Here is a 24,011-nt window from a genome sequence, read left to right as displayed (position 1 = left end):
TTTTTTCACAAACCCAAGAAAAATCTTTAACTTTATACCTATTATTCCTTTTTTATTCGACTTTTCCTTTCATATAGTCGAACATTTATATGTCCTATTCCTTCTTGGCAAACAAGGTGTTAGAATGTTTTTTCAAGTCAAGAACCTACTTTGAACAATATTATCCATATAATAATATAACAGGCTTCACACTAGCTCCTCCTTTCATTGTAATTTGGAACGTTGGTTCTACTATTATCGCATAAATGGAAGAAGTTTACGGGTTGGGAGCAAGAATTTAAAGTGAAATAATCTTCATAAAAACTTAAACAAGTGGGAAATTCACTTTTATTTCATTTGTTTGCGTGACTGTCACCTGATTCATGGTCGGGGTTATCTTTAACACTGCTACAGGGATACTGACGTCAGGAGATGCTATAATAGCATTTAATATATCATTATAAGCAAAATATGAGATTTGTTAAGTAAAGGGTGGAGTATAATGCAATTTATGCTAGACCGTTCAATAAAAAAACCTATGTATAGGCAACTTGTAGAACAAATAGAGAATGGAATTATATCGGGAGATTTATCTCCGGATCAGCCATTACCATCTGAACGTGAGTTAGCAAAAAAATTACAGATAAATAGGAGTACAGTTGTGACTGCTTATGATGAGCTAGAGGCAGTCGGATTAATTGTCAGAAGAATAGGGAGTGGCACGTATATAAATACGGATATATGGGGGCTAACTCATAAAAGGGTCCCCAATTGGGGGAGATATGTAGAGGATGGCTCATTTCTTCCGAATCTTCCGTTGGTACAGAAACTTCGTAATGAAACTGAGCAAGAAGGGATGGTTAACCTATCAAGCGGGGAACTTGCAGTAGATTTACTACCTAACGTCCAATTCGCTAAGATTCTTAAGGAGAACGCGTTTGATGAGCATTTAGGTTACGACCATCCTTTAGGCGATGCGGGATTACGAGAGACAATTTGTAAACACGTAAAAACCTACAAAAATATGGTTGTTGAGTCAGACTCCATATTAATAACATCGGGTGCTCAGCAAGCAATACACCTAATCGTTCAATGTTTGTTAAAACCAGGGGATACAGTAGCGATTGAAGACCCATCCTATGCATTCTCTTTACCGATCTTTCAATCATTTGGTGTTAAGACGCTTTTACTCCCAGTTGATCAACATGGCGTAAATCCTGATGATATTGAAGCTTTACAAAGAAAACATCGAATTCGTATGATCTTCTTAAATCCTGATTACCAAAATCCTACTGGCACGAAAATGTCGCTGGAACGCCGAAAGAGAATATTGGAATTATCATCAAAGCACGGTTTCCCCATAATAGAGGATGATCCTTATAATTTGACGTCATTCGACGGGCATATTGGACCTACGTTAAAGTCAATGGACGATAATGAAAATGTTTTATACATTAGTTCGTTATCAAAAGTGGTTGCATCAGGACTACGCATTGGTTGGATTATTGGTCCGAAAAAAGTAATTGAACGTTTGTCAGACGGCAAACAGCAAATTGACTTTGGCCATAGTGTTTTTCCGCAATGGATAGCGAATCAATTTCTAGATTCCCCTCAATTTGACAAACACATTTTAGATTTAAGAATTCAACTGAGGGAGCGTAGGGATGCGATAATTTTGGCATTGGACAGCTTATCTAAAGATGAGGTTACATATTTAGTGCCACAAGGCGGAATTCATTTATGGTGTAAAATAAATCACGAAATTGATGAATATAAGTTACTTGAAGAATCCATGAAAAAAGGCGTTTCATTTGTACCTGGGCGAATAATGGGCTCAAAAAATGGATACGTTCGATTTACTTATGGCAGGGGGAACGAAGCTACAATAAAAGAAGGCATTTCAAGGTTTGTCTATGCGTTAAGAAATAATGGGGGAATGTTTGAAGATGTCTAAATTATAAAGAACTCCAATAACTTCTTAGTTCCCCCATTTTTAAGAAACCTTAGACGGTTCCTGAAACACGAGAACGATATGTACTATTTCACTGGTTCCGAACCGCCCTCTGTTGTTACTTAAATATAAATATGGCTATAAGAGTCACTATAACAAGAAATGGGATCGTTAAAAGATAAACCCATAGCAAAGAAGAAAAACTGTTTTCACTCTTGTAACCTTTATTCATAGAATTAGCCGCGGATATGGTCATAATGAGTCCGACAGCTAAAACAATAAATACAAAAATGAATGCAACGATGAGAGCTACCGTCATGCCTTACTCCTTTTTATAAATGTATTTTATTCTATACGTTATAATTTTATAATATAAAACATTTTTGAGAACCATCCAATTTAGGGTTATTTAAACCAACCACTTTAAATGCACATAAGTCCAATTATGTGCATTTTTATTTATGTACAAATAAAATAGCGAGATATCTATGTAGTATCTAACTAGTGAAGGAATCATCCTTCATAAAATCGGCTACTTTTTAAACACTTTTCGCAATGTGTTGGATAAACGACAAAACCATAAATCTATTGGTGTTGGTAAGATTCGTTATGGCTTACCATGAAGTTGTGAGGTAATAAATATGAAAAAATCGACATTAAGAATGGAGGAAAAGTAAATGAAGAACATGGATAATATGGTTTGTGATTTGGAAACTGGCGTCTGCGGAGTGGCTGGGGAAGACAAAATGGAAGTCATTGATTTTAATCAACCAGAAAAAACGATTAGACTTTATTATGTAACGGATCCTATCTGTTCCCATTGCTGGGCAATTGAACCTGTATTTCGCCGATTTGTAGAGCAGTATGGGAATTATTTCAATGTCCATACAGTTATGGGTGGTTTGCTGGAAAAATGGCATGATGGTCCAATCGATCCTGCAAACGGTATTTATAAACCAGCTGATGTCGCTGGTCACTGGAGAGAAGTGGGGGACCATTCAAGAATGCCAATCGATGGTTCGTTAATGATTGACAATCCGGTCCAATCTTCATTTCCGGCTTCACGTATATTCAAGGTGATCCAAAAATATCATGGCGATGCAAAAGCATCAGAATATTTACGTCGTGCAAGGGAAGACCTTTTTGCATTCAATAAAAACATATCAGATCTCTCCGTCCTTACTGAAATTGTAGAAAAACTTGGTCTGGATGGGGAAGCTATCGTAGCTGAAGCTGAACAACAAGCAGGACAACAATTATTGAATGAAGACTTTGCTTTAGTTAGAAACTTAGGTGCAAGAGGTTTCCCTACGATCATTATGATGAATGAGGAAAACAAGGGTGTCAAAATTGTTGGCGGTCGTCCGTTTGAATACTATGTTGAAGGGTTAAAACAAGTTCTTAACAAAGAGGAGCTGCAACCAAAACAACAACCATCTCTTTCTATATTACTTGAAAAAGAAAAGCTATTGTTTTCGAAGGAAATTGAAGTAATGTATGATGTTGAAAGAGCAGAAGTTGAATCTTTCATTAATAAAGAGCTTTCTTCAAATGATTATCAGGCGAAGCAAGTTTTAGGGGAGTATTATTTTACGACTACTAAATAAATACGAAGTATAAACACACATAAAAAATCGACTGTCCAATAGGAGGTCGATTTTGTTGTTTAAATGAAACCTATGAAAACCGAGTCCGTATAAGTAAGTAGGAAGAAGGTGCTGTTAAGATGAGTCCGGTTTTAATAATTATCATTGCTGCAATTCTTATCATTACCTACCATTTCTTAACGAGGAACCAAAAGAAATTAAAAAAGCTGAGACAAGAGTGGGATAGCGGGACGTATTATGCTTTTAGTGAGGATTTATCATCCGTTTCTTCGTATTGGGAGAATAAGAAAGAGTCGGCGGAAAGTTATTCAGGTGTAGACCAGTTGACGTGGGATGACCTTTCGATGAATCAAGTCTTTGAAAAGCTTAATTACACGCAGACAAGTGTTGGTTCCGAGTATTTATTTAACCAATTGCGAGATATTGACCCGAAACTTAAGGATGTTCACGAGAAAGAAGAGCTTTATCAATTGCTTGCCAATGATAATCGGTTAAGAGAAAAAGTGCTTCTCATTTTATCGAATTTGGGAAATCGCAATCATGCGAATACATCCTCTTACTTTTTTAAATTTAATGATCAAAAGCTTAAACATGTATATATGTATATCATCTTAGCTTGTTTGCCGATTGTGTCGATTTTTCTCCTGTTTTTTAGTTTGAAGTATGGGGCAATCAGTCTGTTCAGTTCATTCACATTAAATCTTGTAGTGTATTATAGGAATAAAAATAGATTGGATAATGACTTGCACTCTATTACATATGTGGCGGCAATTGTAGGTACAGGAAAACAGCTAACGTCCATTCACCATTCTCGATTCACTAGCTTTAGGAATATTTTTAAAGGTGAAGGAAGGGGTTTAAGAAAAACTTCTTTTTGGGGTAAAGTCTTGTCGATAGGTGGAAACAAGGGCGGAGACTTTGATGTTTTGTTTGAGTATGTCCGGATTGTATTTTTACTGGATTTCATTGCCTACAACCAAATTGTTAAAACGATTGTTAAGCATCAAGACGCTTATAAGCAATTATGGGAATTGATTGGTAAACTTGACGCGGCGATTGCGGTTGCGTATTACCGAAAGTCCCTTGCGTTTTACGCGGTGCCTACTTTTATGGATATTGAAGAGCTTGAATTCGAGAATTTGGCTCATCCACTTCTGAAAGATCCGGTTACGAATTCCTCAACCCTTGGTAAAACGGTCCTTCTGACCGGATCTAATGCTTCGGGAAAATCAACGTACATAAAAGCTGTCGCTATTAATGCTATTTTGGCACAAACCATTAACACTGTGTTGGCCAGTAAATGGACGATGAAACCAAGTTATATTGTCACATCCATGGCAATTCAAGATAGCGTGTTAGACGGGGACAGTTATTTTATAGCGGAAATTAAATCCTTAAAAAGAATTATCAAGTTTAGCGAGGAAAAGAAACCGATTATTTCATTCATTGATGAGATTCTAAAAGGGACGAATACGGTCGAAAGAATTTCAGCATCAGCTGCAATAATGGAGTGGCTATCAGTAAATAAAGGCATGACAATCATTGCTTCGCATGATATTGAGCTTACTGAAATGGCTGGGAAAGTATATACCAATTATCATTTCAGGGAATCAATTGAAAATGGTAAAGTAATTTTTGATTATAAAATTCATCCGGGGCCTTCCGAAACAAGGAATGCCATCAAACTACTTGAAGTTCTTGATTATCCGGAAAGTGTTACGAGAACTGCGAATCAATTGGCGCGCCATTTTACTGATGTACGGGAGTGGCAAAGCATGGATGAAAGCCGCAGTATAATTTAAAATAGGCAGGCTTATAGATTCACTATAGTTTTCGAGTATTAATTGTAGGTGAAAAGGATAGAGGAGCAGAATGATATCTGCTCACTCTATCTTTTTTTATTGCAGGCAACAACTTAGCAACAACTTCACGCTATACTTGAGGAAGCTAAGATGTAGGAGAAGATGAAAATGGACCATGTACAAAAGACAATCTTGATTATAGAAGACGAAGAATCGATCTATGATATTTTGTCGTATGCTTTACGGAAAGCGGGGTTCCGGGTAATTGGGGCAACTTCAGGTGCAAAGGCATTGGAAGTTCTTCAAGGGATTGAAATTGATCTCATTATTTTAGATCTCATGCTTCCGGATACGACGGGCTTTGAGCTGTGCAAAAAGATAACCGCCATGACGACTACGCCAATTCTCATGCTGACGGCGCGTGACGATATTGTAGATAAGGTGGTTGGGCTGGAGCTTGGGGCAGATGATTATATGACGAAACCGTTCGATATTCGGGAAGTTCTCGCGCGTGTGAATGTGCTGCTACGGCGTAACCAAACGCCGTCACGCTTGCTCCAACTTAGTGAGAGTATCCATATCGACTCTCGTGCTCATTCCGTTATCAAAGATGGAGAATTGGTTGCTTTGAAGCCGAAGGAGTTCGAGCTATTATTGTTATTTGCCCAATATCAAAACCGAGTTTTTTCAAGGGAGGAAATCCTCGATACGGTATGGGAAATGGATTATGAGGGTGGGTTGCGTACAGTGGATGTACATGTGCAACGAATTCGTAAAAAGCTCGATCCTTCCCTCATCGAGACTGTGTTCGGCGTAGGCTATAAAATGAAAGGAAATTGAGCGATGAAACTAACGATCCGGAAAAAGTTTTTCATCGGTTTTTTCATTGTGTTTTTCATGGCTGCCAGTATTAGCAATCAAATCATGTCAAAGATGCTTGAAAAACATACGATGACCAATCTCGAAGAAGCCGTGACCTCCCTTCAATATTCTTCAACCCAATTCATCAGGCAATTTGAACAGCTGCATCCCCAAAATGAAAATTTCGTCGTTGAAAATAGCTACAAGCTTGCGAATGAATTGAGTAGGCTGTATGGGCAAAGTGTAGCGCTGTATGATAGCGAAGGACATTTTTTATATGAAGCCGTGCCGGTGAATCGGCCTCTTCTAATGGAGCAGCAAAAATATGAAGCAAATGCAGAGGAAAGTAGCAGCGAGGAATTAAAGCAAGCATTTCAGAACCAATCCGCCTACACAATTCAGCCGTTGGGGGAGGGGACGCTTCTTTATTTCGCTTACCCGCTCTATTTGAATGATACGCTGTATGGAGTTGTTCGTTTTACAGCGGATTACACGGAAGTTTTCTTACATAATCAAAGCTTGCTGCGAACGTTCACCGGGCTAACGATCCTGTTGTTTTGCGGCGTCTATTTGATTTCATTGCTTTTATCTAATCAATTTATTCGGAGAGTAAAAGAAGTGACAACTGCTACGAAAAGAATGACGACAGGCGACTATCAGCCGATTGTTGCGAACAACGCATCAGACGAAATAGGAGAACTTGCTCAAAACTTTCAGTTAATGCAATTGCAAATCCAGCAGCATATCGAAACGATTGAACAAGAGAAAGAGAAAGTTTTAAGGCTCGAGGAGAAACGGACAACCTTTTTCCATAACATTACCCATGAATTGAAAACACCTCTGACAACTATTTCAGGCTATGCACAAATTATAGGGGAGAAAGGATTTGACGATATCGAATTTCTTCAGAAAGCTTCGCTGAAAATAAGAAGAGAGAGCAATCGTCTGAATGAAATGGTCACTCAGTTGCTTGCGTTGTCGAAATATCAATCGCTTGTACATGATACCGTTCATGAGATTGTCGATGTGTACCCGATTCTGCAATCTGTCTGTGAAGATCTTCAAATGAAAGCTGCACCGCGCGATATGAAGATCCATCTAACAGGTCATCCTTATACCGTGCTCGGTAATCCGAATGAATTGCGGCAGCTTTTCATCAATGTGATTGATAATGCCATCCTGCATGGAACGCCAAGAGGGATGATAGAGATCGCCATTGAGGAAGACATCGTGGTGACGAATCCATGTGCGCCGATCCCGCGAGCCATTGCCGACTATATCTTCGAGCCTTTTGTACACAGAAAATTGGAAGGCAGTACTGGCTTAGGGCTATTTATCTGTGCGGATATAATAGCGCGACATCGCGGAACGATTCGATTCGAAGAGAAACATGGACAAGCAAAAATTAATATGCAAATACCTCAGCAGAAACATGTTGGCAACATGTATTGCATGTTTAGCAACAACATTTTCTTATGATCAATCTGTAGGCCACTAACAGGAGGTTATGAAGATGAAAAGAAAATGGTATGGACTTGCGTTGCTAGCAGTGAGCAGTATGATGGCGGCAGGCTGCTCGATTTCAGGGGAAGCTGCTTCAAAAACAGTGACGTTAAGTAACAATGTAAAGCTCGAAAGCGCCTTGGATGATAGCCAACTGCTGATCAAACATGAAGCTACGATACCTATTGAAATTAAAGCGGATTACACAGGCTTTAAAGGAAATCAGTTGTATTTCAACCAACACGACGCGACGTATCTTTATGATGTAGAGAGTAAGAATCAGAAAAAAGTGATGAGTGCACCATTCTACATGTTATCTGAAGACGAGCATCGAGCATTATCGCATGTAAATGAAAAGTTTTACGTACATGATTTACAGAACGGTACGAAGAAATTGATTGGTGAAGGGCCGGACGAATACTTGACGTACTTCGGTGACTCAATAGGTTCGAAGGTCATCCAAGTAAACTACACAAGCGAAGAGTTCTCAGTGGAGAAGACTGTATTGGAAACCGATCAGAAGTATAGTTGGGATATGAATGAATTATTTGATACAAGCGGTAGTAACGGATTGACGCTCAATACTTTCCAATCGAGTGATGAAGGAATCTATATTGTAGGAAAATCTATTAAAGAAGGATTTGGCTTGTATCATTTACTGGATAATGGGGATGTAGAGCAAGTTTCATCTTTGGAAGGTATAACTTCGATGGATCGTTTTCAATTCCTAGATGAGCAGACGATCATTTTCAATGATGAATACAAAGGCAAGACAGGGATTTACACGCTGAATCTGTCAACAGGAGATGTAACACAACTCGTGGCGGGTGGAAAAGATAAAGAAGGCATATGGGTGCCGTTTTATAAACTATCGCCGGATAAGAGTAAAATTTTATTTGATACACCGGTACAAGTTGGAAAAGAATATAAAACGAATGTCTATGTAGCGGAGTTTGTGGAAGGACAACTAAGCAAACCGACATTACTTATGCAAAACGCAGACTTATATGCCGTAATTTCGATGACCGGTTATTGGAGCGATGATTCCAGCACTGCTTATATCAGTACGACAGTACCGGGAAATGATACGATTAATGCGATAGAAGTATATAGCATTCAATCCGACAAATGAAAATACACAAGAAAGGCTATTCATCTCCCGAATAGCCTTTCTTGTGTTGAAAACAAAGTGTATACCTTTACATCCACTTATTCGTTGTATAGGTAGAGAGGGAGGAAAAATGATGTGAGAAAAGAGGATAGATTCGCCTCCTATCTTATCCTTTTAGGAGGGGAAGTGCAGAGTTTAACTTTCTCTCTTATTACTTGAAGGGGCCCACTTTTTATGGTGTCAGTCGTATTAGTGAAAGAATGGTTTGAACAAAAGTCCCTTAAAATTGGTCGAGGGACTTAGTACATAAACTAAAAAAACACTGCCTGACAAATCGCCAGACAGTGTTTATTATTATACCAAATTCTCTTCAGCAGGAACGAATTGCTGTTTTTCATCTTTCTGTTTCGGCTCCTCGCCAAAGCGGCCTTCCCATTTTGAAATGACAACTGTAGACAAAGAGTTTCCGACAACGTTGACGACTGTACGTGCCATATCGAGTAGACGGTCGATACCTACGATTAACGCCAATCCTTCAACCGGAATACCGACTGTGCCGAGTGTTGCAAGCAATACGACGAATGATACGCCAGGTACGCCCGCAATCCCTTTGGAAGTGATCATTAATACAAGGACGAGCATTACTTGATCCATAATACTTAACTCAATACCATACATTTGCGCAATGAAAATGGCAGCAAGCGCTTGGTACAAAGTAGAACCGTCCAAGTTGAACGAGTAGCCAGTCGGTACGACGAATGAAACGATATCTTTAGGTGCGCCGAATTTCTCCATTTTTTCCATGACCTTCGGCAATACCGTCTCTGAACTGGATGTTGAATAGGCAAGAATCAATTCTTCCTTCAGCAGTTTCAAGAAGGAGAAAATATTCACTCCGACCATTTTTGCAATTCCACCCAATACGACTACGATGAAGAATGCCATTGTTGCATAGACTAGAATCATCAATTTACCCATAGGAATAAGAGATTCTAAGCCGAACTTTGAAACAGTCACTCCGATAAGTGCAAACACCCCGATTGGAGCGAATTTCATAATTAGGTTCGTAACGAAGAACATTGCATCCGCAACGCCTTGGAAAAATGCCAATACCGGCTTACCTCTTTCACCAATAGCAGCAACACCTAAACCGAATAAGACGGAGAAGAAAATGATTGATAGCATGTTCGCATTTGCCATCGCATCAACGATGTTGCTTGGAACGATACTAACTAATACGTCCATGAAACCATTGTTTTGGACCTCTTGTGTCGTTTGTACGTAACTATCGATGCTACCTTTTTGCAAAACAGACATATCAATTCCAACGCCCGGCTTGAAAATATTAGCAGCAAATAGTCCAACCAAAATGGCGATAGTCGTTACAATTTCAAAGTAAATGAGCGTTTTGCCGCCAAGTTTACCTAATTGTTTCATATCACCTGTGCCCGCTACACCGACGATCAATGTAGAAATGATGATTGGCACAACAATCATTTTAATCATGTTTATAAACATTGTGCCGATTGGCTGTAAGTAAGTCTCAACATTCGGATTGCCATAGAAGATTGCCCCTACTGTAATACCGAGAGCAAGACCTATCAATATTTGATATGCTAAAGAGATTTTAAATTTCTTTTTCATAGTAATTCCCCTTTACAACTAAATTGAAAGCGCTTTCTGTAAGCGTATTCTCATTGTAAAGGGAAACTACAGGAATCTACAAAAACCTACAAAAAATTATTTTTGCTGTTCAATTGTTTCTTTGTAAAGCATGAGCAAAAACTTTTTTATCTGGACTTTTACTGGCCTACTTGGCGCCTCGTCGTTTTGTATTTGCTTCATTCGCATAGAAATCTCCTGGAAATCAAAGAAGCGGGGGGCATAGTACTCAAATTCGTGGATTGTATAGTCCACTGCACCAAGTGATGCCAAATGTTCAATCGCAACCGTTATCGTCCGTCTGATACGTTGCTCCATTGCCTTCACCTCTTTAGGCAGCTCAGAATCCGCAACACCCATTTTACGTGCAACCATTTCGTAGAGCTGCTTGAGCGGAGGAAGGGCCGCATCGCTTCGCTGCTCTGTCAACACTTTCATTATATTTAAGATATCTGTGCTTCCATTTTCACCGGCTATTCCCATGTCTTGCAAAATTGAGTGCACGACTTCCTTAAGGGAGCGTCCGATATTTTGCGGGGAAGGAGAGCCGATATACGAAAGCGTATCGCGGATGGTCATAAGAGACTGCTTTAGTTGGATTTTCTCGATAGTTTGTCGCAATACGTTTTCCACCTCAATGCGGTTGATCGGCTTGTGGATGAAAAACTCTACGCCAGTCTGGTACGCCTCACCGACCATCTCTTTGTTGACGACTTGGGACAGCATGACAAATTGCCCCTGAAAACCTTGCTCCTTCAACTGCCGAATCATTTCAATCCCGTCCATTTCAGGCATCAGCAAATCAATTAGAACAAGATCTGGTGATAGTGTATGTACTTGTCCAAGTGTTTTCAAACTGCCATCCGATTCACCAACGACTATTCCCAGTCGCTGTTCTACGATAATAGATTTCAACATGGAACGTGATACCATATCGTCATCAATTATGAAATACCTCATTACCTTATACACCTCATTTTTGTAACCTTTCAAGCGGGATCATCACTTTGAAATGAGTTCCCTTTTCTGGTGCAACTAACTCAACGTTTCCACCAAGCGACTCGGTAATCGCTTTTACATGGGACAATCCAATGCCAGTAGCCTGTGCACCATGATCGCTGTATTTTGTCGTAAAACCGGGTTCGAATATAAGCAACTCGTGTTCTGGTGAAATACCTTTCCCATCATCTATGATCTGAAAACTGACTTGTCCATCTGTTAAACTTACTACCAAAGTGATTGACCCTGTATGCTCAACCGCTTCCACTGCATTCGCAACTAGGTTATTTAAAATGGCTAATAGCAGTATTTGTTGCTCGGTCAGGAAGTCGAAAGTTTGTCTAATGTGAAAAGTCACCTGCTTGCCAAGCATTTTACTGTATTTTTGATTGGCTGATTGAACCATTTCTATAACTGTCGATAAAGAAAAAACCGACATTTTTTCCCTTTTCGTCAATTGCGAAAGTCCGGCTACTATTCGCTGTGAATCTTTTTTCACTTCATGGATCTCTTGCGCAATTTTCAATGCTTGGATGCCTAACGGGCGCTGGTGTTCTTGCTGCAACTTGCGGTACAAGTCATAGCTTGATGCAGTAATCCGTTCCATATGATCCATCGACTTCTGCAAATATAACATTTCCGCATACAGTTCAGAGCCAATCCCTAACATTTCACGGACACGTTGCTTTTCTTTCGATAAAGCGACGGAACTATAAAGCCCAACTGTAAAAAAGCTACGGAGCAATGCTACCCCGACTAAAATCGACCACTCATTCAGATGAAGGAAGTAGTTTGCAGTCCACCAATTACGTAAGGCGTGTTCTGCAGTATTGGCTATAATTTCAAACAAAATGGCAAGTGTACCAAGTTGTAGCGGATGCGATTTAAATTTCTCCAAACCTACAAAATGCCAACCCGTTGCAAACAGGATATAAAATAAAATAACGGGCAAATGGATTTGAATACTTTCTGCCAAATCAGCACCAAGAAGGAGTTCTTCGATAATACGGAACAAGACGACCACCATTGAAGTGACAAAACCCGTTCGTAAAATCGATTTAGGTGGGAAAATTAAAATCAGCAAAAAAAATACAATTCCGCCGAGCGCAAAACGAAATGGTTCGCCTGCGAACGGAATCACTTTCAATTCGCCAGTAATCGCTGTCAACAGGGCGATGAAAATGATCCGTGTAGCTTCCGATTGGTACATATGATGCCATGCTAAGTTTAATTTCATACGTTTGCTCCTCATAGCCTTGGTAAATTCATGTATTAACGTGTCTTCAGATTATATATCTACATTATACAAGACTTTATCTTAGGTGACTTCTTGTATAGGTAGTGTGACTTCCCAAAAACGATCAGCTCCCTACTTACTTAGTATAACGAGCAAAAATAAATAATTAAATTGTTATTTATAAAATAGTTACTTGACTATCTGTAGTGTTGAATGTATAGTAACTTACATAAAGTAAGTAACTAACAATTAGTCGGTTGTGAAGATATAGGAGGTGGGTAAATTGATTGAAATCGGACTCTATACACTTGCAGATATAATGGTGGATCCAATTACAGGAAACACGATAAACGCAGGACAAAGAATGAAGGAGATAATGGAGGCGGCAAGACTGGCGGATGAGGCTGGACTGGATATTTTCGGTGTTGGCGAGCATCATCGATTAGACTATGCCGTTTCCTCCCCACCCGTTGTATTAGCATCCATAGCCCAACAAACTAAACGAATCAAACTGACAAGCGCGACTACCGTTTTAAGCACGGTTGACCCAGTTCGTCTATTTGAAGACTTTGCAACATTGGATTTGCTATCGGACGGGCGTGCAGAAATAATAGCAGGTCGGGGTGCGTTTATTGAATCATTTCCTTTATTCGGATATGACACAAATGATTATGATGCTTTATTCTCGGAGAACATCGATTTGTTTTTAAAGCTTAACAAAAACGAGAGGATGACATGGAATGGTCATTTCCGTTCGCCATTAAGGAATGCGGAAATTGCACCTCGCCCCTATCAAAAAGAATTGCCACTATGGGTTGGTGTTGGCGGAACCCCAAGTAGTGCGGTTCGTGCCGGCAAATTAGGCGTTGGGATGGCAATGGCAATCTTAGGGGGTGACCCTGCACGATTCAAGCCATTGGTGGATCTTTACCGTGAGGCTGGAATAGCGGCTGGACATCATCCAAAAGAGCTTAAAGTCGGTGTCACAGGTCATGGATATATTTCAAATACGACTCAACAAGCCAAAGAGGAATTTTACCCGTACTATTCAAATTATTGGTCGAATGTACACCGTCAACGAGGGATGATTTCTGGAAGGATGTCGATTGCGGAATTTGAGCAACTTACGGCACCGAATACCGCATTGTTCGTAGGAAGCCCAGAGCAAATTGTTGAGAAAATTCTACATCAGTACGAGCTATTTGGTCACCAACGGTTCATGGCACAAGTCGATATAGGTGGATTACCGTTCGAAAAAGTGGCGAAGAGTATCGAGTTATTGGCTACCAAGGTAGCTCCAATAGTAAGGAAAGCAACAAGTAAATAATGTTTTAGCAATGGTTGAAAAGCCTAATTTCTCATGTGCACTTGAGAAATTAGGCTTTTGCTATGTCAATATGCAAGTGGGTAAGGCAGTGCCCCATCAACCTGTTCGAACGTTTCGATAAACCTCTCCAAAGTCGACGTTAAATAAGCGTCCTTTCGTCTGACGAATATCGTGTTAACCCTACTATATTTTTCGGGTAAATAGTGACAATGGACGAGTCCTCGCTTTTCAAGATGACCAACAGCCGACTTTGGAACAAAAGTAATCCCAAGGCCCATTGAAACGCTGCCTAATATTGTTTCTAACGTCCCGAACTCCATTATTTTCTTAGGTGTTATGTTTTGATCTTTATACCATTTTGCCAATCTTGCCCGGTAGCCGCAACCCTCGCTGAAGCAAAGAATCGGTTCCTCAACAAGCTGTTCAATCGACGTTTTCGAGCTATCCGATAGTAAGACGAGTTCTTCCTCGAAAACATTATGTGAAACGAGTTCCGGATGCTGATCAATTTCGGTGACGAAAGCACCATCCAAACGGTGATGCAGGACATCATTTCTAAGTTGCTCAGTTACACCTGTCAGAAGTGACAAGTCTACGTTTTTATATTTTTTACTATAGGAAGATAATATAACTGGTAATCTAATGACTGTCTCAACCGTTCCGATTTCAAGTTTACCTGCAGGCTCAGTTTTACTTTGAACGACTTTTTTCATTTCATTTGTCAGCGATAGGATTTTCTCGGCATATACAAGTAATTTTTTCCCTTCTGGTGTTAACGTCATTCCGCGGTTATGGCGGTTGAAAAGAGCTGTATTCATTTCTGTCTCAAGTTTTTTTATTCTTGAAGTGATGTTGGACTGTACGTAACTTAATTCTTTTGCGGCATCGGTAATTGTCCCTTTGGTTGCAACCATTTGAAAAATCTCTAAATCCTTGAATTCCATCTGGCGACCCCTTTCGTGTATCTCTTCTTTCATGATATCACTAATAGAGATGGATAGCATCAATAATGTTCATTTTGAGAGATACCACATCTGTGATTTAATAAAGATACAGAAGGTAATTGAAGGAGACATCTTAGATTGAAGAACAGAGTATTGGTTGCCGCTATTTTATGTTTGATTTCTGCAATATCCTGGGGAGCAATGTTTCCGGTTGCGAACCATGCGTTTCATCATTTAGACCCGTTTTACTTCACTCTTTTTCGCTATGGTTTCGTAACAATCATTTTAGTAGTTTGGCTATTATGGAAGGAAGGTAAACAAGCTTTTCGCTTTGAAGGAAAAGGAGGATATCTCTGGTTCTTCGGAACGATGGCTTTTACGGTTTATAATCTGCTCATTTTCTGGGGTCAAGACTTGTTAGGCAATCCCGGTACAATGATAGCATCGATTATGGAATCGTTAATGCCGATGATTTCCATCATTATTGCTTGGTTGTTCATCAAGCAACGTCCTCATGCATTTACGATGTTTTGTGTGTTCATTGGGTTTGTAGGGGCAGCGTTGGTCGTAACGAAAGGTGATTTTGGTGCCTTTTTTACGGCATCAAATGACATTATTCCATCTTTATTAATACTTATCGCGGTTATTGGATGGGTTATTTATACGATGGGCGGAAGCAGATTCAGTAATGATGGCTGGTCAGCCTTACGTTATTCTACGTTAAGCTGCTTGCTTGGAACTGTGACTGCTGGAACAGTCGTTTTGGGTGCGACTGTAATTGGCTATGTTGATGTGCCAACAACTGAAGCAATTATTATAACAAGCCCTCATATCGCATTCATGGTGATTTTCCCAGGCGTTATTGCCTTGGTTGGATGGAATTATGGTGTAAGTGTCATCACGCCGTTAAACGGTTTATTGTTTTTGAATTTCGTACCTGTTACGACGTTGTTCATTCAAATCTTCCAAGGTGCAAGCATCACTGCCTATGACTATATTGGTACTGTTTTCATTATCCTATCGTTGGTTTCAAATAATATATATATTAGATGGCAGCAAGGGAGATTGGAACCGAAGGAGAAATTCAAAGGAAGACTACAGGAAAGAGAAGCATGATATAACAAGCTGTCCAGGAATTCATCTGGGCAGCTTTTTTAATGAATAGAGAGCCGCGTCCAAAGTGAGGGTGAATCCAATTTGAAACTTTTGTCAGCGTGACCCGTAGAGACAGTAAAGCATCTATATAAAAAGGGGGGGAACGTCATTTCGACTCAATCCACTCGATTTTTTACAGGACTTGGTTGTTTAATTCCTATAGCTGCGATTTGTTTCCTTGTTTTTTCTATCTTTGACGGGTTTGCAGTCAAGGGCATCATTCTTTCAATTATTGCATTTTTCATCGGAATCATAGTTTTGGGACAATCACAAATTGTAGAGGGCCGTCAGAAGGAAAAACAAAAGGAAGATTTGCTTTCTTTGAATAGTGACCTTGCGGAATTCGATAAGATGCCATCTTTTATGTCCACTGATTTATTGACAAGAGTCGCGATTGACCGTGAAAAACAGCGTCTGTACATATGGTTTGCGGAAGACAAAGATGGGAAGGTCTTGCAGAAACCATATTTAGGGATGCCCTATCGTTTTCTGAACTTTGCTTTGAAGGATCTGGAGGGTATTGCAATAGTGGAAAATGCATCATTCTTTATATCCCATGGTAAGGTAGATGATATTCTTGAGGGAACAAAGGGCTCTAACAGTCCTACGGCTCTCGACAAAGTGAATTTTTTATCTCTTTTAGTTAAGATGGATCACGAAAAGCACTCTCTTTTCCAAGTCAATTTCTACAATAAACCATATATCCCATTGGCTAAGGATTCGCCCGAATATGCGGCCCAATTGCGTGAAGCAAGGAAGTGTTATGACAGGCTTGAAGTGGCAATGAGCCAATCAAAGCGGACTCCGGAATCTATTTCACAACCACTTCATGATGAATTGATTTCCAGTCATAAGGTTGAAGTTCCTATTCAAACGCTTGAAATGCAACGAAGAGAAACTGCGAAGCCAAGCGAACAGGTAGAAAGGGAAATCAAGAAGGAGCAGCCTGTATCAAAACAACAAGTACAAGAAGAACCCGAACTCTCCTATTTTGATCGCCTTGTTGCGGAGAATAAACGACAGTTGAATGAGCGTCGGTCTAATGAGAAGTAGTGTACTGATTCGTAATAATTCATAGACGAAACAGAAAAACTATCATGGTATAAGTTGCAGTTGACGAACAAATTAATTGTAATTAAAACAGTCTAAAGATAAGGTGACATTTAAGGAATTGCTCATCTTAAAATGATTGGAATGAAGATAATGAGACTAAGCATATTAGATCAAGCACCGATCACAAAAGGGAATACTGCGTCTAATGCCTTGAAAAACGCCTCGGAATTGGCGGTTTTAGGTGATGAATTAGGCTATCATCGCATGTGGATGGCAGAACACCATGGAACAAACGATTTTGCAAGCTCAGCCCCTGAAGTAGTGGCGGCACATTTGGCAGCGAAAACGAAAAACATTCGAATTGGCACGGGCGGGGTGATGATGATGCATTACTCTCCGTTGAAATTAGCAGAGGTTTTCAAAACATTAAGCGCCTTTTCACCGGGACGGATTGACTTTGGCGTTGGTCGGGCTCCGGGCGGGGACCAGCGCGCAATCTATGCATTGTCCGAGGGTCGTCAGCCTTTATTGCATAATATGTATGAGAAATTTGATACCGCGTTGCAATTGATCAATGACGAAGTGCCGACGGATAAACTATATGACCAGACAGTCGCTACACCATCCAATGTTATTCTACCGGAAGCATGGTTGTTGGGTTCCACTGGCAACAGTGCTATCCAAGCTGGAATTAGGGGTGTTGGCTATTCGTTCGCCCAATTTTTCAACGGTCAAATGTCGGAGTATATTTTAGACGCGTATAGACAGAACTTTAAGGCATCCGCTTTTTTGGAGAAACCGGAAATCAATGTTTCCTATATGGTGACAACTGCTGAAACAAAAGAAGAGGCGGAGTTCGAAGCGAAACCCCAGGACATTTGGCGTTTGCTGTTCATGCAAGGTAGGCTGACATCATTTTTAACACCTGAAGAGGCAAGTAATTATCCATTGACAGAAATGGATCGAATGACGATTCAAGAGAATCGTAAAATCCATTTAGTCGGAGATGCAAAAGAAATTGCAGCGATACTACAGCAAGAACAGGAGCAATACGGTTTTGATGAGGCTATGATTGTCAGCATCCCACATTCACAAGAGAAGCGTTTGGATGTGTATCGATTGTTAGCGAAGGAATTATTATAACATTAATTGATAAAAGCCGGCAAAAGTCTCGGATGTAGACTTTTGCCGGCTGATTTTTCTGTGCAAAAGTTTTAGTTAGGTTTTTAGCAATTAATTCAATCTCAACCTCTGCACCAAGTACTATTTTAGGAATAGAAATAAAACATATTGACTTTTCGAATCACTTTCTGTTAGATTGTATTGTAATAGTAAAAATAATCTGTGACGAGAAATAGTAAGAGTAGAATTAGTGTACCCTAGAGAGTCGGCGCTTGGTGAAAGCCGATGTACAGTCTTATCTGAAAATCATCTCCGAGATGCAAAGCTGAAATTAGTAAGCGATGCCGGTTTTCCACCGTTAATAGGAACATGTATGTTTGTACATGACTGAGAGCCGTATCGTTTTTTTATGGAAACTTTGCGGAATATGGGTGGTAACGCGAGCACAAACTCGTCCCTGTTGAGGGACGGGTTTTTTTATGCCTAAAACGATGAGATGCCACACCACACTCTGTCGAACTTATTATTACCAGAATAATTGGGAGGATTAATGATGAGCAAAAAAACTGTGGTATTTTCAGGACTTATGCTTTTTTCATTATTTTTCGGGGCAGGGAATTTAATCTTTCCCCCGTTGTTAGGTTTACAATCGGGTGAAAACTTTGAACCTGCAATTACAGGATTCCTAATTACAGGTGTATTGTTGCCGTTCATGGCAGTTATGGCAATTTCATTATCTGAAAACGGATTAATATCCATAGGCAGTCGAGTCCACCGAGTGTTCGGAATAGTTTTTGCGATTCTTATATATATGTCCATCGGTGCACTTTATGGAATACCGAGGGCTTCCAATGTCGCTTATGAGTTGGGATTCAAACAAATCATTGCCGTTGATAGTCAGATGGCATTACTTATATTTTCCCTGATTTTCTTTGGGGTCACCTATTTTATTAGCCTGAATCCAAAGAAGATAGTCGATCGCATCGGACAGCTTTTAACGCCTCTCTTATTGCTCGTTTTAGGAATGTTAGTCGTCCAAGCTTTTATCAAATTTGAAAATGTTGCCTCCCCGGCGGAAGGCGATTATGTTACAACCCCATTTATCAAAGGGTTCGTCGAAGGCTATTTTACAATGGATGCAGTGGCGGCGCTTGCGTTTGGAATTGTAGTGATCAACGCCTTAAAAGATAAAGGAGCAAAATCCAAGTTGGAACTGGTGAAAGGGACATTCGGGGCCGGTGTAATTGCCGGAATTGGACTGGTCATTGTTTACATCTCCCTTGGATGGATAGGTAGGGTTATACCGAAGGATACCGACTTTGCAAATGGCGCAGAAGTGTTGACTGTTGCTTCGGGCATATTATTCGCGCGGGGCGGGGGTCTCTTGTTTGGCGTAATTGTTATATTGGCATGTCTCACGACGTGTGTCGGCTTGATCACTGCCTGTGCAAGATTTTTCAATGAGATTTTACCGAAGATCCATTATAGGTTCTATGTCGCTGTTTTTACATTGGTCGGGCTATTAGTATCTAATTTGGGGTTGGATCTCATTCTTAGTTTAGCGACCCCGCTATTGGTTTTCATTTATCCAATAGCTATTGTGTTGGTTATACTTTCTTTACTCCAACATTATGTAGGTGGAGGTAAGATGATGTACAGGCTTACCGTATCCGTAGCATCGATTTTTGCATTATATGATGTGTTGGTTAACCTTGGTTTTCAACTTCATCGCTCGACAGAATTACTGGAAATCATTCCGTTCTTTGAACACGGATTAGGTTGGGTCCTACCAGCATTTGTTGCTGCATTGGTTGGTTATATAATTGACAAGGGCAGTGGGAAAGTCCAAAAATTAACGATTAACTGATCGAACTGATAGTAGTTTCACCAGCACCCTTTTATATTGATCAAGAAGTTCACGACTAAGACCAGGCCCTTTCCATTATTACATTTGGAAGGGCCTATTTGCATTTGAGAACTTCTTACTTACATTCCTCATAGAATATTATTTTATTTGAAAATGGATCGAGAACATAAAACTCTATCGTTTTCCAAGGTGTCTTCTCGAGACCGGGATTTGCGTAGCGATACCCTTTTTGTGACAGATGGTCATGATAATTCTCTACATTATGTGTCTTAATCCGGATTGAACCTCCAGGTGATGCATCACCGTGATGTTCAGAAAGATGCAGAATGATATCATTCATAGAAATTTGAATGTAATGGGGCATATTGTCCCCAAACTGATGCTGCCAGTCCAATTGAAAGCCTAAGTAATCCAAATAAAATTCTTTAGCCTTTTCGAAGTCAAAAATCCGAAATATAGGTGTAATCATCGACTTACCTCCGCGTAAGAATATAGTCAATCTTGCAAACCACTCTTTGTAGCTAAGTATACTGAACATTAATGATGAAGAGAAGGAGAACGAAGAGATGCGAAGCCAAAAATCCTTAATCCTGTTGTAAGTCCGTCGGGTGGAATAAAGATTTTCACGATGGGTAAGTATAAGAACAGTGCTGTACTTTTACACAGGTGAGTAAAAAAAATGACAAGTCAGCAGGTGTGAATATGGGTTTCTTATTCAAACTATTTGGAACAACAAAGGAGACGGAGAAAATGACTAATGTTAAAGTAGCTGTAGTTTTTTATAGTATGGGAGGTACAAACTATCAGTTGGCACAATGGGCTGAAGCAGGAGCGAAAGAAGCCGGTGCCGAAGTTAAAGTGTTAAAAGTACAGGAATTAGCCCCACAATCCGTAATTGATAGTAACGAAGCGTGGAAGGCAACTGTTAACGCAACGAAGGAAGTTCCAGTTGCAACATCAGAAGATCTTGAATGGGCGGATGCAATCATTTTCAGCGTTCCGACACGCTTTGGGAATATGCCATCCCAAATGAAGCAATTCCTTGATATTCAAGGTGGGCTATGGGCAAGCGGCAAAACAGTGAACAAAGTAGTAAGTGCTATGACTTCGGCACAAAATCCACATGGCGGCCAGGAAGCTACATTGCTTTCACTATACACTTCCATGATGCACTGGGGTGCTATCATTGCCACTCCCGGTTATACGGATCCGGTCCTTTTCGGAGCAGGTGGAAACCCTTATGGGACAAGTGTAACAGTCGGCCAAGATGGAAAAATGATTGAGGATGTTCAAGGTGCGGTGAAGCATCAGGCTAAACGTACTGTGACAGTTGCAGAATGGGTTAAAAAAGGAAATCAGTAATATGAGTTAAACATAAAAAGAGGCAATCAAATCTGATCTGATTTGATTGCCTCTTTTGCTGCAAAGGCGCATAAAATCACAGAATTACGTATAAATCTTTTTTCATTTAAAATAGAAATATGGATTAGAATGTTGATTTCCGCGGGTATGGCAGCCTCATACCTGCTCTCAACGCTTCTCTTTTGTTTGCAAAAGCCGTTCTTCGTAACGGCCATCGCAGTGTTTATGCGTTAAGAAGAGTTTCTATTTGTTTTTCTTATTGTTCCAACGCCAACAATTGCTTTTTCATGTCCAAACCGCCCCGAAAGCCTGTCAGGTTGCCATTTTTCCCGATGACGCGATGGCATGGGACGGTGATAAGCACGGGATTGGCCCCGATTGCAGCACCGACTGCGCGCACCGACTTCGGATTAAGGATCTTTTCGGCAATATCCGAATACGAAACTGTCTGCCCATACGGTATTTCCTGCAAAGCCATCCAGACAGATTGTTGAAACGGAGTGCCATGAAGATCCAATGGCATTGTGAACTCTTTCCGTTTTCCTTCCATATAGCCAATCAGTTCCTCTGCATAAGGTTCCAAGATAGAGCTGTCCTCCACCAAACTATATGCAGGAAGTCGTTTCTTCGTCCATGCAGCAAGTTCTTCAAATGGGGCATTATGCGGGCCGGCATAGCAAAGCCCTTCAGTTGTCGCTGCCAAATATAGTTTCCATTGTCCATGATTCAATAGCGTCCAGTATACGATATTCCCATTGTTTTGATCCATTTCAATCCTCCCTTGATTCTATTCCTTACAGTAATTATATCTTCAATCTTAATAGAAGGAACAGGGATTTGAATATTAAAACCTTCCGATGGTGAAGGGCTAATTCCTTTTTTTCGGACAGCCCCTCTTCTGTTATACCAAATTCATCTTTTGTGAATGAATCTTATACTGCATGTCTGCCACATGGTCAATGAAGGTTTGGTCATGTGAGACGAAAATTACTGTCCCCTTGTATCCCACGATAAACCGTTCTAATGCCTCAAGACCGTATATATCCAAGAAGTTCGTCGGTTCGTCCAATAGTAGAATATTGTATTCCCCTAAAAACAATTGGCATAGATGCAGGCGGATTGCCTCGCCCCCGCTTAGAGAATGCACTTGTTTCTGAATATCTGTTCCCGTAAATTGCATCGAATGCAATACGCTTCGTAAGAAACCTTCATCATAATCAGATCGATTTCTCAAAAATTGCAGCACTGTTTCATCGCTGGCAAATTGATAACTCATCTGTTGGAAGTATCCAATTTTAGCCTTTGGTGAAATGATGAGATTTTCCCCATTCATTGCAATGTGGCTGAGCAAAGAGCTTTTTCCCACACCATTTCCACCGGTAAACGCAATCTTCCTCCCAAGCGGAATTTGGAAGCTTACATCGTCTAGTAATACTTTTCCTCCGGCTTGAAGTGTTAGGCTATCTGCCATGATCGGGAATTTGTTATGCAATTCCAATGCTTTTGATTGTCGAAAGATGATTGGTCTATCTTCTTCCAAGGGGGAGACTTTTTCCATGTTTTCAATTCGTTGCTCAATCGCTTTGGCCGCACGGTATACGGCTTTTTGGCTTGTGCCTTTCGATTTTGTTTCAATCATGCGATTCGCCTTCGCCTTCGCATCCTTTTTCGACATATTTATAGTTTGTGTGATTTTTTCCGCCATTTTCATTTTTTCTTGCGCAGCTTGTTCCAATCGACTTTTTTCCTTAACGTACTGTACATGCGCCTGGCGTTGCTGTTCACGTTCCAACTGCTTTTGGGCTTTATAGTCGCTATAATTTCCCGAGTAGACATGTACTTCGCCGTCACGCACTTCCCAAATTGTTGTCACTAACGCATCCAACACAGAACGATCATGACTGACGAGGACGAGGGCCCCATAATAATGTTTCAGTTCATCGAACAAAAATGAAGTACCGCTTTGATCCAAATGGGTTGTTGGTTCATCAATCAACAAGGCTTCGTGATAATGGGTAAACAATTGTGCAAGCTTTAGCCTTGTTTGCTCGCCTCCACTTAATCGATCCGAGTCAGTCGGGACGGATAGTCTACTGAGTAGCCCGTGATCCGCTTCTAATGAGGAGGCGGGCTCAAGCTGTTGAAAATACCCACAATCCACATGACGCAACACTTTCCCTTTGGTCGGTTGTAATTCCCCGGCAAGAAGCTTGATGAGTGTACTTTTACCAGCCCCATTTTGTCCAACAATCCCGATACGATCAAACTGGTGCAAGGATAGACGTTCAATTTTAAGGATTTCTTTATCTAAATAAGTCATTTCTATATTTTTTAATTCAAAACAAATTTGTTCCATTTTCGCTACCTCCGAAATTTTTGATTTCGTATCGATAGCTTGGATCGATACGAGCTTAGTGATTTAAGCCCGTATCAATAAAATAGCAAAGTCATCATCATTATCCCTCCAAT

19 protein-coding genes and 1 other annotated feature are annotated in these 24,011 nt (G+C 40.3%); of the genes, 12 read left to right on the top strand and 7 right to left on the bottom strand.

The window, feature by feature from the left end; genetic code table 11:
* The first annotated feature begins 481 nt into the window (after positions 1–481).
* The 6 genes from NSQ43_RS01530 (at position 482) to NSQ43_RS01505 (ending at position 8,835) form a co-directional block, all read left to right on the top strand.
* Entirely contained in the window at positions 482–1,933 is a 1,452-nt protein-coding gene (locus tag NSQ43_RS01530; RefSeq protein ID WP_339252468.1) for a PLP-dependent aminotransferase family protein, read from the top strand.
* Between the two features lie 674 nt (positions 1,934–2,607).
* The gene (locus tag NSQ43_RS01525; protein ID WP_339252466.1) at positions 2,608–3,537 is read left to right on the top strand and encodes a DsbA family protein; all 930 of its coding nucleotides are present in this window, start codon (positions 2,608–2,610) and stop codon (positions 3,535–3,537) included.
* 119 nt (positions 3,538–3,656) lie between these two features.
* Positions 3,657–5,339, top strand: coding sequence for a hypothetical protein (locus NSQ43_RS01520; RefSeq protein WP_339252464.1), 1,683 nt, complete (start codon positions 3,657–3,659; stop codon positions 5,337–5,339).
* 168 nt (positions 5,340–5,507) lie between these two features.
* Positions 5,508–6,179: a response regulator transcription factor gene (locus NSQ43_RS01515; protein ID WP_339252462.1), complete on the top strand. Its 672-nt coding sequence runs from the start codon at positions 5,508–5,510 to the stop codon at positions 6,177–6,179.
* 3 nt (positions 6,180–6,182) lie between these two features.
* A complete protein-coding gene (locus tag NSQ43_RS01510) occupies positions 6,183–7,679 on the top strand; it encodes a HAMP domain-containing sensor histidine kinase (protein WP_339252460.1) in 1,497 nt (498 codons plus the stop codon).
* Between the two features lie 34 nt (positions 7,680–7,713).
* Positions 7,714–8,835: a hypothetical protein gene (locus tag NSQ43_RS01505; protein ID WP_339252458.1), complete on the top strand. Its 1,122-nt coding sequence runs from the start codon at positions 7,714–7,716 to the stop codon at positions 8,833–8,835.
* Positions 8,836–9,168: 333 nt separating this feature from the next.
* Here the strand turns inward: NSQ43_RS01505 and NSQ43_RS01500 are convergent, their stop codons facing one another.
* The 3 genes from NSQ43_RS01500 to NSQ43_RS01490 all read right to left on the bottom strand — a co-directional run bounded on the left by NSQ43_RS01500 (position 9,169) and on the right by NSQ43_RS01490 (position 12,712).
* Positions 9,169–10,458, bottom strand: a complete 1,290-nt coding sequence (locus tag NSQ43_RS01500) for a cation:dicarboxylase symporter family transporter (RefSeq protein ID WP_339252456.1) — start codon at positions 10,456–10,458, stop codon at positions 9,169–9,171.
* A gap of 96 nt (positions 10,459–10,554) precedes the next feature.
* Positions 10,555–11,436 carry a response regulator gene (locus tag NSQ43_RS01495; RefSeq protein ID WP_339252454.1) on the bottom strand — a complete coding sequence of 294 codons (882 nt, stop codon included), beginning with the start codon at positions 11,434–11,436 and terminating at the stop codon, positions 10,555–10,557.
* Between the two features lie 13 nt (positions 11,437–11,449).
* Positions 11,450–12,712, bottom strand: a complete 1,263-nt coding sequence (locus tag NSQ43_RS01490; protein ID WP_339252452.1) for a sensor histidine kinase — start codon at positions 12,710–12,712, stop codon at positions 11,450–11,452.
* 319 nt (positions 12,713–13,031) lie between these two features.
* Between NSQ43_RS01490 and NSQ43_RS01485 the strand changes: the two genes are divergently transcribed.
* Positions 13,032–14,039, top strand: a complete 1,008-nt coding sequence (locus tag NSQ43_RS01485; protein ID WP_339254738.1) for an LLM class flavin-dependent oxidoreductase — start codon at positions 13,032–13,034, stop codon at positions 14,037–14,039.
* 65 nt (positions 14,040–14,104) lie between these two features.
* Here NSQ43_RS01485 and NSQ43_RS01480 read toward each other — a convergent pair whose 3' ends face one another.
* Entirely contained in the window at positions 14,105–14,983 is an 879-nt protein-coding gene (locus tag NSQ43_RS01480; RefSeq protein WP_339252450.1) for a LysR family transcriptional regulator, read from the bottom strand.
* 138 nt (positions 14,984–15,121) lie between these two features.
* On the opposite strand from NSQ43_RS01480, the gene NSQ43_RS01475 reads away from it, so the two are divergent.
* The 4 genes from NSQ43_RS01475 to brnQ all read left to right on the top strand — a co-directional run bounded on the left by NSQ43_RS01475 (position 15,122) and on the right by brnQ (position 20,180).
* Positions 15,122–16,099, top strand: a complete 978-nt coding sequence (locus NSQ43_RS01475) for a DMT family transporter (RefSeq protein ID WP_339252448.1) — start codon at positions 15,122–15,124, stop codon at positions 16,097–16,099.
* A gap of 297 nt (positions 16,100–16,396) precedes the next feature.
* Positions 16,397–17,191, top strand: a complete 795-nt coding sequence (locus NSQ43_RS01470) for a hypothetical protein (protein ID WP_339252446.1) — start codon at positions 16,397–16,399, stop codon at positions 17,189–17,191.
* Between the two features lie 150 nt (positions 17,192–17,341).
* Complete coding sequence (locus tag NSQ43_RS01465; RefSeq protein WP_339252444.1) at positions 17,342–18,334, top strand: LLM class flavin-dependent oxidoreductase; 993 nt, start codon at positions 17,342–17,344, stop codon at positions 18,332–18,334.
* A 192-nt stretch (positions 18,335–18,526) separates the two neighbouring features.
* Positions 18,527–18,775, top strand: a binding site (T-box leader).
* A gap of 91 nt (positions 18,776–18,866) precedes the next feature.
* Entirely contained in the window at positions 18,867–20,180 is a 1,314-nt protein-coding gene (gene brnQ / locus NSQ43_RS01460) for a branched-chain amino acid transport system II carrier protein (protein WP_339252443.1), read from the top strand.
* A gap of 115 nt (positions 20,181–20,295) precedes the next feature.
* On the opposite strand, the gene NSQ43_RS01455 is transcribed toward brnQ, so the two are convergent.
* Positions 20,296–20,649, bottom strand: a complete 354-nt coding sequence (locus tag NSQ43_RS01455; protein WP_339252441.1) for a glyoxalase superfamily protein — start codon at positions 20,647–20,649, stop codon at positions 20,296–20,298.
* 281 nt (positions 20,650–20,930) lie between these two features.
* Here NSQ43_RS01455 and wrbA point away from each other — a divergent pair, with 281 nt between their 5' ends.
* A complete protein-coding gene (gene wrbA, locus NSQ43_RS01450; protein ID WP_339252439.1) occupies positions 20,931–21,542 on the top strand; it encodes an NAD(P)H:quinone oxidoreductase in 612 nt (203 codons plus the stop codon).
* Between the two features lie 256 nt (positions 21,543–21,798).
* On the opposite strand, the gene NSQ43_RS01445 is transcribed toward wrbA, so the two are convergent.
* On the bottom strand, positions 21,799–22,311 hold the full coding sequence (locus NSQ43_RS01445) for a methylated-DNA--[protein]-cysteine S-methyltransferase (protein ID WP_339252437.1): 513 nt from the start codon (positions 22,309–22,311) through the stop codon (positions 21,799–21,801).
* A gap of 132 nt (positions 22,312–22,443) precedes the next feature.
* A complete protein-coding gene (gene abc-f, locus NSQ43_RS01440) occupies positions 22,444–23,898 on the bottom strand; it encodes an ABC-F type ribosomal protection protein (RefSeq protein ID WP_339252435.1) in 1,455 nt (484 codons plus the stop codon).
* Positions 23,899–24,011: the final 113 nt, after the last annotated feature.

Origin of the sequence: Sporosarcina sp. FSL W8-0480 (assembly GCF_037963765.1) — a bacterium.
Classification (GTDB): Bacteria; Bacillota; Bacilli; order Bacillales_A; family Planococcaceae; genus Sporosarcina.
This window is presented reverse-complemented; position numbering and strand designations above follow the sequence as displayed.

Bases quoted from the DNA above. Each gene is read 5' to 3' on its own strand.
- NSQ43_RS01530 (WP_339252468.1), top strand. From the start codon at position 482: ATGCAATTTATGCTAGACCGTTCAATAAAAAAACCTATGTATAGGCAA.
- NSQ43_RS01525 (WP_339252466.1), top strand. From the start codon at position 2,608: ATGAAGAACATGGATAATATGGTTTGTGATTTGGAAACTGGCGTCTGC.
- NSQ43_RS01520 (WP_339252464.1), top strand. From the start codon at position 3,657: ATGAGTCCGGTTTTAATAATTATCATTGCTGCAATTCTTATCATTACC.
- NSQ43_RS01515 (WP_339252462.1), top strand. From the start codon at position 5,508: ATGGACCATGTACAAAAGACAATCTTGATTATAGAAGACGAAGAATCG.
- NSQ43_RS01510 (WP_339252460.1), top strand. From the start codon at position 6,183: ATGAAACTAACGATCCGGAAAAAGTTTTTCATCGGTTTTTTCATTGTG.
- NSQ43_RS01505 (WP_339252458.1), top strand. From the start codon at position 7,714: ATGAAAAGAAAATGGTATGGACTTGCGTTGCTAGCAGTGAGCAGTATG.
- NSQ43_RS01500 (WP_339252456.1), bottom strand. From the start codon at position 10,458: ATGAAAAAGAAATTTAAAATCTCTTTAGCATATCAAATATTGATAGGT.
- NSQ43_RS01495 (WP_339252454.1), bottom strand. From the start codon at position 11,436: ATGAGGTATTTCATAATTGATGACGATATGGTATCACGTTCCATGTTG.
- NSQ43_RS01490 (WP_339252452.1), bottom strand. From the start codon at position 12,712: ATGAAATTAAACTTAGCATGGCATCATATGTACCAATCGGAAGCTACA.
- NSQ43_RS01485 (WP_339254738.1), top strand. From the start codon at position 13,032: ATGGTGGATCCAATTACAGGAAACACGATAAACGCAGGACAAAGAATG.
- NSQ43_RS01480 (WP_339252450.1), bottom strand. From the start codon at position 14,983: ATGGAATTCAAGGATTTAGAGATTTTTCAAATGGTTGCAACCAAAGGG.
- NSQ43_RS01465 (WP_339252444.1), top strand. From the start codon at position 17,342: ATGAGACTAAGCATATTAGATCAAGCACCGATCACAAAAGGGAATACT.
- brnQ (WP_339252443.1), top strand. From the start codon at position 18,867: ATGAGCAAAAAAACTGTGGTATTTTCAGGACTTATGCTTTTTTCATTA.
- NSQ43_RS01455 (WP_339252441.1), bottom strand. From the start codon at position 20,649: ATGATTACACCTATATTTCGGATTTTTGACTTCGAAAAGGCTAAAGAA.
- wrbA (WP_339252439.1), top strand. From the start codon at position 20,931: ATGACTAATGTTAAAGTAGCTGTAGTTTTTTATAGTATGGGAGGTACA.
- NSQ43_RS01445 (WP_339252437.1), bottom strand. From the start codon at position 22,311: ATGGATCAAAACAATGGGAATATCGTATACTGGACGCTATTGAATCAT.
- abc-f (WP_339252435.1), bottom strand. From the start codon at position 23,898: ATGGAACAAATTTGTTTTGAATTAAAAAATATAGAAATGACTTATTTA.